The organism is Brevibacterium sp. OS20, assembly GCF_056837565.1.
Genome location: NZ_CM166367.1, coordinates 2,259,740 through 2,272,474, shown reverse-complemented (window position 1 = coordinate 2,272,474; position 12,735 = coordinate 2,259,740). Strand labels below are relative to the sequence as shown.

The following is a 12,735-nucleotide window of genomic DNA, read 5'->3' as shown; positions in this document are numbered from 1 at the left end:
GGCAGGTCATTCCACCCGCCGATCACTCGATTGTGGGATAGACGTTATCCCAGCATAACCATCGGCGGGCGTGTAGATAGACTTTGCACATGGATGTGTTCTCGACCAACGCCGAATTCCTCGACGTCAACTGCTATGCCGTGCGCGCAGACGGCTCCAGCGACTGCATTCTCATCGACTCCGGATACGACTGCGCCCCGGGCCTCGAGAAGCTGCTCAGCGAAGAGGGACTCGAACCTCAGGCGATCTTCCTCACCCACGGCCACCCCGACCATATTCTGGGCCTGACCAACGTGCTCGCCCGCTGGGACGTGCCCGTCCACCTCGGTGCCGCCGACCGTTACCGCCTGGATTCACCGGCCACGACGCTCAACCCGCAGTTCGCGGCAATGCTGGCGCCGCTCGTCGCAGACTGGAACGCCCCGGCAGCCATTGACGTCAGTGACGGTGAGAGCTTCGAGATCGCCGGACTCAGTGTCACGGCAGTCTCCGCACCCGGGCATACGGAAGGTTCCATGCTGCTGCGAGTGAAGGACGGGGACGAGGAAGTCATCTTCACCGGTGACGTCGTCTTCGCCGGAGCCATCGGCCGCGTCGACCTGCCCGGGGGAGACCCTCAGGCGATGTCCGAATCCCTGCGGGCATTCGCGACACTGCCGGACGTGCCGATCTATCCTGGACACGGCCCGGCCTCTCGCGTGAGCACAGAACTCGCGACGAATCCGTTCTTCTGAGGTCTGAGCGACCGAAGTCTCGGGTCTTCCTGCCCGAGGCGTTCGCGCAGTCCCGGACGACACCACACTATTCAGACCCCACCCGATACAGACACGACACGATTCAGCGGCGCCGCACGGCACCGCATCCGCACCGAAAGCAAGGAGCACCATGGCGAAGTCAGCCCGTCTGTCCGGATTCCCGGAACGACTCCCGGCCGAACGCGTGATCGAGAAGACCATCATCGACACCCTCGAACACACCTTCGCCCTGCACGGGTTCTCCGCCCTCAACCACCGCGCCGTCGAACCGATCAGCCAGTTGGCCAAGGACGGCGAGATCGACAAGGAGATCTTCGCCGTCTCCCGCCTCCACTCCGAGGGCGCCGAACGCAACCCGCTGGGACTCCACTTCGACCTCACGGTGCCCCTGGCCCGCTATATCGCCGACAATGCGAACGAACTGAGCTTCCCGTTCAAGGCCGCTCGCGTCCAGCCCGTCTGGCGCGGCGAACGGCCGCAGGCCGGTCGCTACCGGGAGTTCATCCAGGCCGATATCGACGTCATCGCCGATGGGGAGCTGCCCGGACACTTCGAGGTCGAGATCCCTCTGGCTGTGGCCGATGCGTTCTCTCGGCTCGCCCCGCTCGGCGTGCCCGGAATCAAGATCGTCGTCAACGACCGCAGGTTGCTCGAAGGCTTCGCCCGCGGAATCGGGCTGACGAACATCCAAGCCGTGCTGCGCTGCCTCGACAAATACGACAAGATCGGCCCCGCCGAAGTGGCGAAGCTGCTGGCCGCCGAAGCCGACGCCGATGAGGAGCAGCAGCGCCTGTGCCTGGAGCTGGCCGCCATCGAATCCGACTCCCCGGACTTCGCCGACGAGGTGCGCGCCCTCGGCGTCGACCACCCCCTGCTCGAAGCCGGACTCGAATCGCTGACGACTCTGCTGCGAGCCGCAGCCGAACGCGCACCCGGAGTCGTCGTCGCACAGCTCAAGATCGCCCGCGGCCTCGACTACTACACGGGCGCGGTCTACGAGACCCAGCTGATCGGCCACGAAGAACTCGGTTCCGTATCCTCCGGTGGTCGCTACGACTCGCTGGTCACCGTGGGGAAGAAGAACTATCCCGGGGTGGGCATGTCCATCGGCGTCTCCCGCCTCATGGCGTTCATCCTCGGCGAGACCTCGGAGATCCGTGCCACCCGCGGTACCCCCTCGGCCGTCGTCATCGCCGTCACCGAGGAGGCCCGACGGGCTGACGCGGACGCCGTGGCAGTGACGCTGAGGTCCCGGGACATCCCGTGCGAAGTCTCGCCGAACGCTGCGAAGTTCGGCAAGCAGATCCGCTACGCGGAACGCCGCGACATCCCGTTCGTCTGGTTCACCGACGGTGAGTCCGGCCACGAGGTCAAGGACATCCGCTCGGGAGAGCAGACCACGGCCGACCCGGACACGTGGACGCCCGCGGAAGACGACCTCTGGCCCCGCGTGTACCGGAGCTGAGCGCGGGGCGACTATCATTGTTCAGGCGCTAGACCACAACATCACAAAGGAGCCCTAGGTGCTGCGAAGCCACGAAGCCGGAAGCCTGCGAGCCGCGAACGCAGGAGAAACCGTCACCCTCACCGGGTGGGTCGATCGTCGTCGCGATCACGGAGGTGTGGCCTTCATCGATCTGCGCGACGCTTCGGGAATCGTGCAGGTCGTCGTCCGTGAGGACGATGCCCACCAGCTGCGCAACGAAACCGTCGTCAAGGCCACCGGCACCGTCTCGGTGCGCCCCGAGGGCAATACGAACCCGAACCTGCCCACCGGTGAGATCGAGATCATCGACACCGCCGTCGAGGTGCTCTCCGAAGCAGCGGCCCTGCCGTTCCAGGTCTCCGACCATGCTGAGGACTCCGGCGCCGTGGGCGAGGAGACCCGTCTGCGCTACCGGTACCTCGACCTGCGCCGTTCGGGCCCGGCCAAGACGATCCGTCTGCGCTCCGATGTCAACAAGGCCGCACGGTCGGTCCTCGACGCCCACAGCTTCGTCGAGGTCGAGACTCCGACCCTGACGAAGTCGACTCCGGAAGGTGCCCGCGACTTCCTCGTCCCGGCTCGCCTCAAGCCCGGCTCCTGGTACGCCCTGCCGCAGTCGCCGCAGCTGTTCAAGCAGCTGCTTCAGGTCGCCGGCATGGAACGCTACTACCAGATCGCCCGCTGCTACCGCGACGAGGACTTCCGCGCCGACCGCCAGCCCGAGTTCACCCAGCTCGACATCGAAGCCTCCTTCGTCGAGCAGGAGGACATCATCGCACTGGCCGAAGAGATCCTCACCGCACTGTGGAAGCTCATCGGCTACGACATCACCACGCCGATCCCGCACATCACCTACCACGAGGCGATGGAGAAGTACGGTTCGGACAAACCGGACCTGCGCTTCGGCCTCGAGCTGCACAACCTCACCGAGTTCTTCAAGGACACCCCGTTCCGCGTCTTCCAGTCGCCCTATGTCGGCTCCGTCGTCTACCCCGGCGGCGGCTCGCTGCCGCGTCGTCAGCTCGACGGCTGGCAGGACTGGGCCAAGCAGCGCGGCGCGAAGGGCCTGGCCTATGTGCTCATCGGCGAAGACGGAACACTGTCCGGTCCGGTGGCCAAGAACATCTCCGATGAGGAGAAGGCGGGACTCGCCGAGGCGGCCGGTGCGCAGCCGGGCGACGCCATCTTCTTCGCCGCCGGTGATCGCAGCATGCGTGCCCTCCTCGGTGCCGCCCGCAATGAGATCGCCGAACGCACGGGTCTCATCAAGGACGGAGACTGGGCCTTCGTATGGGTCGTCGACGCGCCTCTGTTCGAATCGGCCGCCGAAGCGCAGGCGGCCGGAGACGTCGCCGTCGGCGGCGGACAGTGGACGGCCGTCCACCACGCCTTCACCGCTCCGAAGCCCGAATTCCTCGACTCCCTCGAAGAGGACCCGGGTGCGGCACTGGCTTACGCCTACGACATCGTCTGCAACGGCAATGAGATCGGCGGCGGCTCGATCCGCATCCACCGCAAGGACGTCCAGGAACGGGTGTTCGAGATCATGGGCATCTCCGCAGAAGAGGCCGAGGAGAAGTTCGGCTTCCTCCTCGAAGCCTTCAAGTTCGGAGCACCCCCGCACGGCGGCATCGCCTTCGGCTGGGATCGCATCGTGTCCCTGCTGGCCGGCGTCGACTCGATCCGTGAGGTCATCGCCTTCCCGAAGTCCGGCGGCGGATTCGATCCGCTGACCCAGGCACCGGCCCCGATCACCGACGCCCAGCGCGCCGAGGCCGGAGTTGACTACGAACCGGAAGACGACGACTCCGAGGCCTGATGAGCCACGAACCCAATCTGTTCTCCGACGGCCCGGACCAGGATTCCCCTGGTCCGGGCTTCGCCGGTTCCTCCCGGACCTCCTCGGGCAGGGCCCTGGACCCGCTTGCGGTGCGGATGCGTCCCCGGACCCTGGAGGAAGTCGTCGGTCAGGAGCACCTGACCTTCCCCGGATCCCCGCTCAACCAACTCGTCGAAGCCAGCGGGGGAGACCGGGCGGGAGCATCCTCGGTGATCCTGTGGGGTCCGCCCGGAGTCGGAAAGACCACGCTGGCCCATGTCATCTCCCATGCCCCGGGCCGTACCTTCGTCGAGCTCTCCGCCATCACCGCGGGCGTCAAGGACGTGCGCCAGGTGATCGAGAGCGCCCGCCGCGAACGGGAGATGTACGGACGGACCACCGTTCTCTTCCTCGACGAGATCCACCGGTTCTCGAAGGCCCAGCAGGATGCCCTGCTGCCAGCGGTGGAGAACCGGCTCGTCGTGCTCGTGGCCGCCACCACGGAGAACCCGTCGTTCTCCGTCATCTCACCCCTGCTGTCGCGGTCGCTCATGCTCACGCTGCGTCCGCTCGACGACGAGGCGGTCGGCAATCTGCTCGACCGTGCCGTCGAATCCGATCGCGGCTTGGCCGGACAGTTCACCCTCACCGAGGAGGCCCGGAACTTCATCGTCCGCATCGCCGGGGCCGACGCCCGCCGTTCACTGACCGTCCTCGAAGCTGCCGCCGGAATCGCCGCCGCGCAGTCGGAGGAGGCAGACGACGAACCGATCGCGATCACCGAATCGGCCTGCGCCGAGGCGAGCAGCGAAACCGTTCTGCGCTACGACAAGAACGGCGACCAGCACTACGACGTGGTCTCCGCGTTCATCAAATCCATCCGCGGATCCGATGTCGACGCGGCTCTGCACTATCTCGCGCGGATGATCGTCGCCGGTGAGGACCCGCGCTTCATCGCCCGTCGCGTCGTCATCTCTGCGGCCGAGGACATCGGCATGGCCGACCCGCAGGCGCTGCCGATCGCCGTGGCCGCCTCGACCGCGGTTGCCAACATCGGCATGCCCGAAGGACGGATCCCCCTCGCCGAGGCGGTCACCTACCTCGCGCTGGCCCCGAAGTCGAACGCGAGCTACCGCGCCCTGGACGCCGCGATCGCCGATGTGAAGAACGGACTTGCCGGAGAAGTGCCGATGCATCTGCGCGACGCCCACTATCCGGGGGCGAAAGAGCTCGGCCACGGTGAGGGCTACAAATACTCGCACGACTATCCGCACGGGGTCGCCGATCAGGAGTACCTGCCGGAGTCGCTGCGAGGCAAGCGCTACTACTCTCCGACGGGCAACGGAATGGAACGCAGCATGGCTGAGAGGCTCGAGAACCTCAGGCGGCTGCTGCGACCCTGATAGCTTTGGAGCAGACGCGGTGACGGGCAGAGACGTTGCCGGCGGCGCTGATCGAGGAGGACGGCATGGCAGACATCGTCATCACGATCGCCGCCGCGCTGGCGCTGGGACTCATCGCCCATGAGCTGCGCATTCCGCCGCTCGTCGGATTCCTCGCGGCCGGATTCCTCCTGCACGTCTTCGGCTTCACCGCCTTCGCGGGACTGCAGCAGGTATCGGACATCGGAGTCGTCCTGCTGCTGTTCACGATCGGACTGAAATTCGATCTGCGCTCCCTGCTCCAACCCGAAGCCCACGGCACCGCTGCGCTGCACATGATCACGGTGGTCCTCCTCGGTGCCGGGACGATCGGAGCTGCCGCAGCCATCGGCATCGTCAGCGTCGGCGGGGGACTGGGCACCTTGGCGCTGCTCGGCTTCGCCCTCTCGTTCTCCTCCACGGTGCTCGTGGTCAAAGTGCTCGAAGACCGCTCCGACGACGGGTCCTACTACGGGCAGATCGCGATTGCGATCCTCGTCCTCCAGGACCTCGCTGCGGTCGCCTTCATCACGATCGCAGGCGAAGAGCCGCCGAGTCCCTGGGCGTTCGCGCTCGTCCTGATCGTTCCCGTGGTCTGGGTGCTGCGACGGCTCCTCGACCGCGTCGGACGCGGTGAGCTGCTCGTCCTCTTCGGCGTCGTCATGGCCTTGGGGCCCGGCTATGTCGCCTTCGAATCAGTCGGCATCCACGGCGACCTCGGAGCGCTGGTGCTCGGACTTCTCTTCTCCACCCACCCGCGAGCCGTGGAGATGTCGAAGTCGCTGTTCAGCGTCAAAGAGCTCTTCCTCGTCGGGTTCTTCGTCGTCATCGGGCTCCAAGCGGTCCCCACCTGGTCGGATCTGCTCATGGCGCTGGCCCTGTGCGTCGTGCTGCTGCCGTTCAACTTCGCGAGCTTCTACCTCATGGGTCGCCTCTTCGGCCTGCGCAACCGCACCAGCGTGCGCACCAGCCTGGCCCTGAGCAACTTCTCCGAATTCGCACTCATCGTCGTCGCCGTCGGAGTCGACAACGGACTCTTCGAGGGCAACTGGCTGACCATCACCGCCCTCGCCGTGGCACTGGGGATGATCGGCTCCTCCCTGGCGAACGCCTACAGCCTCCAGATCGTCGCGAAGCTCGACGCGATCCTGCCGGACGAGAACGAGAGCCGGCTGCGGGCCAACGATCGGCCGCTCGACACCGGAGATGCGGAGGTCGTCGTCCTCGGCATGGGCCGCATCGGTCGCGGAGCCTACGAGCGCTTCGTCGAACGCGGCGACCGCAGCGTCATCGGCATCGACAACGACCACACAGTCATCGAAGCCCTGCACGCCGACGAGTTCACAGTGCTCGAAGGCGACGCCACCGACCACGAATTCTGGCACCGCCTCGTCGTCGGGGGGCAGCGCCCACACCGTCGTTCTCGCCATGGCCCTGCACGACTCGAACACCTTCGCTCTTGAACAGCTGCGCATCGCCGGCTTCCCTGGGACCATCGCCGCGGTCGTCCAACGCCCCGATCAGGCCGAGCACTTCGCCCGTGCCGGGGTCCACGCGGTGATCAACATCTACAGCGGGTCAGGAGCGGCCGTGGCCGATGCCGCGATCGACAGCCACGAAGACGACTGTCGGAAGTGACAGCGGGCTGCCGGCAGTGACAGCGGTACTTGCGGATCGGTCGGCCGGCAAGGGCGGGCGGTTCGCCTCAGTCGGCAAGATCACAGCGGCGAGGCCGCCGATCGGCTTTGCGACGGGCGGTGTGCACCCGCTAAGATGGACAGCTGTTGTGCCTGCACCCTAAAGGCGGTCGGTGCGAGCGGATCTCGACGCTCAATCCCTCTTTCCCATCCGGGGAAACAACAGTCGCGTTCGGGGCGAGAACCGCAGAGGCCCACCGCGGCAGAACACATTGATGAAAGGTAATACAGTGCCAGCACCAGCACGTAATCGCCGCATGACGCGCCTCTCGCGCGCCCTCGGCATTGCTCTGACACCCAAGGCCGAGAAGTACTTCGAGCGTCGCCCGTACCCTCCTGGTGAGCACGGTCGCGCCCGTCGTCGCAACGACAGCGACTACTCGGTCCGCCTCAAGGAGAAGCAGCGTCTGCGCGCGCAGTACGGCATCCGTGAGGCCCAGATGCTCAAGACCTACAAGGAAGCCAACCGTCTGCCCGGTCTGACCGGTGAGACAATGGTCGAGCTCCTCGAATCGCGTCTCGACGCCCTCGTCCTGCGTTCGGGATTCGCCCGCACCATGGCCCAGGCCCGTCAGTTCGTCGTCCACCGTCACATCACGGTCGACGGACAGCGCGTGGACCGTCCCTCCTTCCGCGTGAAGGAAGGCCAGACCATCCAGGTGCACGAGCGTTCGGCTTCGATGGATCCGTTCCAGGTCGCCGCCGCCGGTGGTCACAAGGACGTTCTGCCCGCAACGCCGGGATACCTCAACGTGAACCTCGAGGGCCTGCAGGCAACTCTGCTGCGCACCCCGAAGCGCGAAGAGGTGCCGATCACCTGTGACGTTCAGCTCGTCGTCGAGTTCTACTCGCGCTGATCTGCTGAACACAGTGCATCGCGCCACCGCGACTGCCCGGGGCCTCTTGGTTCCGGGCAGTCGCGCATTCACGGCACGGGCGTCCACTGTACGGCGCGTGCACCCGCAGGTTCGGCGCGGGCGTCAGCGGGTTCGGCTTCGGCCCACTCAAAGGCGAATAGCACTGTTTCAAACAGGGGCTATTCACCTGAAAGTGGGCTGTTCGGTTAGAAACTCCGCAGGACGCACGTCGCGGGGGCGGAAGTGGTCCGCCGAACGGAGTGGGAGCGGCGGACTCGGGGAGCGGTCGACTCTGACCCACCCGGCACGCCGCGCCACATCGCATATTGCGGCGGAGCCATTAAACTGGTCCCTGTTAAGTGCGGGTACGCACGAGTAAGTGTCGCGCCGGGCTCATCCGCCCGGCGGAGCACAGGCAATATCTGAAAGGCCTTGGATTGAAGACGGCAGAGATCAAACAACGCTGGTTGGACTACTTCGAAGCGAACGGGCACACCGTGGTCCCCTCGGCGTCGGTGATCAGCTCCGATCCGTCCATCCTGTTCAACATCGCGGGAATGGTCCAGTTCATTCCCTACCTCACCGGCCGGGAGCCGGCCCCGTTCAACCGCGCCACCAGCGTCCAGAAATGCGTGCGCACCGGAGACATCGAAGAGGTCGGCAAGACGACCCGCCACGGCACCTTCTTCCAGATGAACGGCAACTTCTCCTTCGGCGACTACTTCAAGCGCGATGCCATCAAGTTCGCCTGGGGACTGCTGACGACCCCCGTCGCCGAGGGCGGGCTCGGCTTCGACCCGGAGCTGCTGTGGGCGACAGTGCACGAGGACGATCTCGAGACCATCGACATGTGGCTCGAGGAGACCTCCGTTCCCCGTGAGCGCATCCAGCTGCGCGACAACGAGGACAACTACTGGCACACCGGCCAGCCCGGCCCCGGCGGCTACTGCTCGGAGATCTACTTCGACCGCGGCCCCGCCTACGGCGTCGACGGCGGACCCGTGGCCGACGAAGACCGCTACATCGAGATCTGGAACCTCGTGTTCATGGAGTTCGAACTCTCCGAGGTTCGCTCGAAGGTCGACTTCGACGTGGCCGGCGAGCTGCCGGCGAAGAACATCGATACCGGCATGGGACTCGAACGTGTCGCCTTCCTGCTCCAGGGCGTGGAGAACATGTACGAGATCGACGAGGTCTTCCCCGTCATCGAGGCCGCCAGCCGTCTGGCCGGTCGGACCTATGGAGAGGACGAGCACGCCGATGTGCAGCTGCGCGTCGTCGCCGACCATGTCCGTTCGGCCCTGATCATCATCGGCGACGGGGTCCGCCCCGGCAACGAAGGCCGCGGCTACATCCTCCGCCGCCTGCTCCGCCGTGCCGTGCGTGCCATGCGTCTGCTCGGAGTCAAGGAAGAAGTCCTGCCCGAGCTGCTGCCCGTCTCCATGCAGGCCATGAAGCTGTCCTACCCGGAACTCGAAACGGACTTCGACCGCATCTCCCGGGTCGCCTACGCCGAGGAGAAGGCGTTCCTGCGCACCCTCGAATCCGGCACTCAGCTGTTCGCCAATGCCGCGAAGTCACTCGACGGCGCGGACAAGACCATCAGCGGGGACATCGCCTTCGCTCTCCACGACACCCATGGGTTCCCCATCGACCTCACTCTCGAGATGGCTTCCGAAGCCGGACTGAGCGTCGACGAGGCCGGGTTCCGTGAGCTGATGAGTGAACAGCGCACCCGCGCCAAGGCCGATGCCAAGGCGAAGAAGGGCGGCGGCCACACCGACCTGTCCGCCTATTCGGCGCTGCTCGACGAAGGCGCCAGCGAATTCGTCGGCTATGACCGACTCGAGTCCGACTCCCGCGTGCGCGGAATCGTCGTCGATGGGGTCGCCGCCGAGGTGCTCACCGCCGGTCAGAGCGGCGACGTCGTCCTCGACCTGACCCCGTTCTACGCCGAATCCGGCGGTCAGCGCGCCGACGTCGGCCTCATCTCCGGCCATGGCTTCACCGCCCGGGTCAGCGACGTCCAGAATCCGGTCAAGGGACTGCCTGCCCACCGGGTCGAGGTGATCGACGGAGAGCTGCGCGTCGGTGACGAGGTGCTCGCCGCCGTCGACCACGACCACCGGTTCCAGGGCGCACAGGCCCACACCGCCACCCACCTCGTCCACGCTGCGCTGCGCGAGATCCTCGGCAGCCACGCCGTGCAGGCCGGTTCGCTCAACCAGCCCGGATACATGCGCTTCGACTACTCGTTCCCCGAAGCCCCGAGCACCCAGATGCGGGCCGAGATCGAAGAGGTCGCGAACCTCGCGGTGCGCTCGAACTACGAAGTCGGCACCGAATACATGTCCTTCGACGACGCGAAGAAGTCCGGTGCCATGGCGCTCTTCGGCGAGAAGTACCCGAACGTCGTGCGCGTCGTCGACATCGGCGGACCCTTCTCCCGCGAACTCTGCGGCGGCACCCACGTCGGTGCCTCCGCGGAGGTCGGCCCGATCTCCGTGCTCTCCGAAGCCTCCGTCGGCTCCGGAGTCCGGCGCATCGAAGCCGCTGTCGGCATGGACGCCTTCCGGTCCCTGGCCGCCGAGCGGACCATCGTGTCCTCACTCTCGGAGATGCTCAAGGTCCCCGGCACCGACGTCACCTCACGCGTGTCCGACCTGATGAGCCGGCTCAAGGACGCCGAGAAGGAGATCGCTCGCCTCAACGCCCAGCAGCTGCTGGCCTCTTCGGGCAAGTTCCTCGATGAGGCGCAGACCGTGGGCCAGACGCTGTTCGTGCAGGCCGAACTCGGCGACATCGCCAACGCCGGAGACATCCGCACACTGGTCACCGACCTGCGCAACCGGGTCGCCGACCGTCAGGCGGTGATCTTCGGCATCGGAGTCAGCAGCGGAAAGCCCGTCGTCGTCATCGCCACCACCGAGGCGGCCCGCGCCGCCGGTCTGCAGGCAGGAAAGCTCGTGTCGCTGGCCTGCGGCGAACTCGGCGGCGGAGGCGGCGGCAAACCCGACCTCGCCCAGGGCGGGGGCAACAACCCCGCGGCGATCCCGTCAGCCATCGCGGCGGTCAAGGCAGCCATCCAGTGAGTTTCCGCCGAGGTCGCCGGCTGGGTCTCGACATCGGTTCCGTGCGGATCGGTGTCGCCTCCAGCGACCCCGACGGGATTCTGGCCACCCCGCTCACCGTCGTTCGTCGAACAGACGAACCGGCGGCGCTGCGGCAGCTGCGCGGCATCGTCGACGAATACGAACCCATCGAACTCCTGGTGGGGGACCCGAAGTCCCTCGACGGCGCCGCCCGGGCCGCAGCCACCTCGGCGTTGGAATTCGCCCGCCGGATCGCCGCGGCCACCGGCACCCCTGTCCGTCTCGTCGACGAACGCTTCACCACCGTCGAGGCCCACCAGGCTCTTGCCGCGGCCGGGAAATCGTCACGCCAGCGACGCGAGATCGTCGATGCCCAAGCCGCCGTGATCATCCTCCAGAACGCCCTCGAGTACGAACACAACACCGGTGTCCCCGCCGGCCGTGAGATGCCCGACGAGGAGAACGACGTATGAGCCCGATCACCGAAGAGTTCTCGACCGACGAAGGACTGTCCCGCGCAGAGATCCGCGCGAAGAAACGGCGCAGAATGATGCGCCGCCGACGGACGACGACGATCGTAATCATCTGCATCCTCGTCTTCGGCGTCGGCGGCTTCTTCGGCGTGCGTGCGGCCGGTGGAGTCTTCGACGACCTGTTCGGACCGAAAGGCGACTACGAGGGGCAGGGCACGAACGAGGTCTCGATCGAGATAGCTCCCGGATCCTCGGCGCGCACCGTGGCCAACCAGCTCGTCGAAGCCGGAGTGATCATGAACTCCGAGCCCTTCCTCGACGAGATCGAACGCCGTGAGGCGACCATCCAGGCCGGGACCTGGACGATGCGGGAGAAGATGAGCTCGAAGGCCGCGGTCGAAGCGCTCATCAACCCCATCGCCCCGCCGAAGATCACAGTCGCCGAAGGCAAACAGGTCGAAGAGATCAAGGCGATCATGATCGAATCGGGGATGAACGCCGACGAGGTCGACAAAGCCATCGACGATAAGACCCCGAAGGACTACGGACTCGAGATCGACGCGCCGAGCCTCGAAGGCTATCTGTACCCGGCGACCTACGACCTCAACAAGCAGAAGACCGCCGAGGACATCGTTCAGGAGATGGTCGACAAGACCGAAACCGAACTCGACGAACTGGGAATCGAGAGCAAGGACGCCAACCGCATCCTCACGCTGGCCAGCCTCGTGGAGAAGGAATCCCCGGGAGACCCCGAGGTGCGCTCGAAGGTGGCAAGGTCCTTCCTCAACCGCATCTCCGACAAATCACAGACCGGGGGACTGCTCCAATCGGATGCGACCGTGGCCTATATCCACGGTGCCCGCTCCGACCTGACGACGACGAAGAAGGAACGCCAGTCCGACTCGCCGTACAACACGTACAAGAAGAAGGGTCTGCCACCCGGGCCCATCAACTCGCCGAGCAAGGGCGCCGTCGAGGCGGCGCTCGAACCCGCCGACGGTGACTGGCAGTTCTTCGTCGCGACGAACCCGGACACGGGGGAGACCAAGTTCGCCGACAACTACGAGGACCACAAGAAGAACGTCGAGATCTACCGCAAGTGGCTGCGCGAGCACAGCAAGGACGACGGATAGCC

General features: G+C 66.0%; 10 protein-coding genes. All 10 read left to right on the top strand.

Annotation, left to right across the window (positions count from 1 at the left end):
• Positions 1 to 89: 89 nt before the first annotated feature.
• The 10 genes from ACVZTU_RS10235 (at position 90) to mltG (ending at position 12,733) form a co-directional block, all read left to right on the top strand.
• On the top strand, positions 90 to 734 hold the full coding sequence (locus tag ACVZTU_RS10235; protein WP_446657463.1) for an MBL fold metallo-hydrolase: 645 nt from the start codon (positions 90 to 92) through the stop codon (positions 732 to 734).
• Positions 735 to 885: 151 nt separating this feature from the next.
• The gene (gene hisS / locus ACVZTU_RS10230) at positions 886 to 2,220 is read left to right on the top strand and encodes a histidine--tRNA ligase (RefSeq protein ID WP_482400337.1); all 1,335 of its coding nucleotides are present in this window, start codon (positions 886 to 888) and stop codon (positions 2,218 to 2,220) included.
• A gap of 58 nt (positions 2,221 to 2,278) precedes the next feature.
• On the top strand, positions 2,279 to 4,060 hold the full coding sequence (gene aspS / locus ACVZTU_RS10225; RefSeq protein ID WP_482400336.1) for an aspartate--tRNA ligase: 1,782 nt from the start codon (positions 2,279 to 2,281) through the stop codon (positions 4,058 to 4,060).
• Positions 4,060 to 5,463 (top strand): replication-associated recombination protein A, encoded by a 1,404-nt coding sequence (locus ACVZTU_RS10220; RefSeq protein WP_482400335.1) that lies wholly within the window; start codon positions 4,060 to 4,062, stop codon positions 5,461 to 5,463. Before aspS ends, ACVZTU_RS10220 begins: the two co-directional genes overlap by 1 nt.
• A gap of 65 nt (positions 5,464 to 5,528) precedes the next feature.
• Complete coding sequence (locus ACVZTU_RS10215) at positions 5,529 to 6,944, top strand: cation:proton antiporter domain-containing protein (RefSeq protein WP_482400334.1); 1,416 nt, start codon at positions 5,529 to 5,531, stop codon at positions 6,942 to 6,944.
• Positions 6,910 to 7,119, top strand: a complete 210-nt coding sequence (locus ACVZTU_RS10210; protein ID WP_482400333.1) for a hypothetical protein — start codon at positions 6,910 to 6,912, stop codon at positions 7,117 to 7,119. The genes ACVZTU_RS10215 and ACVZTU_RS10210 overlap by 35 nt, the downstream gene beginning before the upstream one ends.
• 274 nt (positions 7,120 to 7,393) lie before the next feature.
• A complete protein-coding gene (gene rpsD, locus ACVZTU_RS10205; protein ID WP_373270422.1) occupies positions 7,394 to 8,035 on the top strand; it encodes a 30S ribosomal protein S4 in 642 nt (213 codons plus the stop codon).
• 437 nt (positions 8,036 to 8,472) lie between these two features.
• A complete protein-coding gene (alaS, locus tag ACVZTU_RS10200; protein WP_181270545.1) occupies positions 8,473 to 11,127 on the top strand; it encodes an alanine--tRNA ligase in 2,655 nt (884 codons plus the stop codon).
• Positions 11,124 to 11,600, top strand: coding sequence for a Holliday junction resolvase RuvX (ruvX, locus tag ACVZTU_RS10195; RefSeq protein WP_139908120.1), 477 nt, complete (start codon positions 11,124 to 11,126; stop codon positions 11,598 to 11,600). Before alaS ends, ruvX begins: the two co-directional genes overlap by 4 nt.
• Positions 11,597 to 12,733: an endolytic transglycosylase MltG gene (mltG, locus tag ACVZTU_RS10190; RefSeq protein WP_139467342.1), complete on the top strand. Its 1,137-nt coding sequence runs from the start codon at positions 11,597 to 11,599 to the stop codon at positions 12,731 to 12,733. The genes ruvX and mltG overlap by 4 nt, the downstream gene beginning before the upstream one ends.
• Positions 12,734 to 12,735 lie beyond the last annotated feature (2 nt).

Excerpts from the sequence above, each read along its gene's own strand:
- rpsD (WP_373270422.1), top strand. The coding sequence starts at position 7,394 with ATGAAAGGTAATACAGTGCCAGCACCAGCACGTAATCGCCGCATGACG.
- ACVZTU_RS10210 (WP_482400333.1), top strand. The coding sequence starts at position 6,910 with ATGGCCCTGCACGACTCGAACACCTTCGCTCTTGAACAGCTGCGCATC.
- ACVZTU_RS10220 (WP_482400335.1), top strand. The coding sequence starts at position 4,060 with ATGAGCCACGAACCCAATCTGTTCTCCGACGGCCCGGACCAGGATTCC.
- mltG (WP_139467342.1), top strand. The coding sequence starts at position 11,597 with ATGAGCCCGATCACCGAAGAGTTCTCGACCGACGAAGGACTGTCCCGC.
- ACVZTU_RS10235 (WP_446657463.1), top strand. The coding sequence starts at position 90 with ATGGATGTGTTCTCGACCAACGCCGAATTCCTCGACGTCAACTGCTAT.
- ACVZTU_RS10215 (WP_482400334.1), top strand. The coding sequence starts at position 5,529 with ATGGCAGACATCGTCATCACGATCGCCGCCGCGCTGGCGCTGGGACTC.
- hisS (WP_482400337.1), top strand. The coding sequence starts at position 886 with ATGGCGAAGTCAGCCCGTCTGTCCGGATTCCCGGAACGACTCCCGGCC.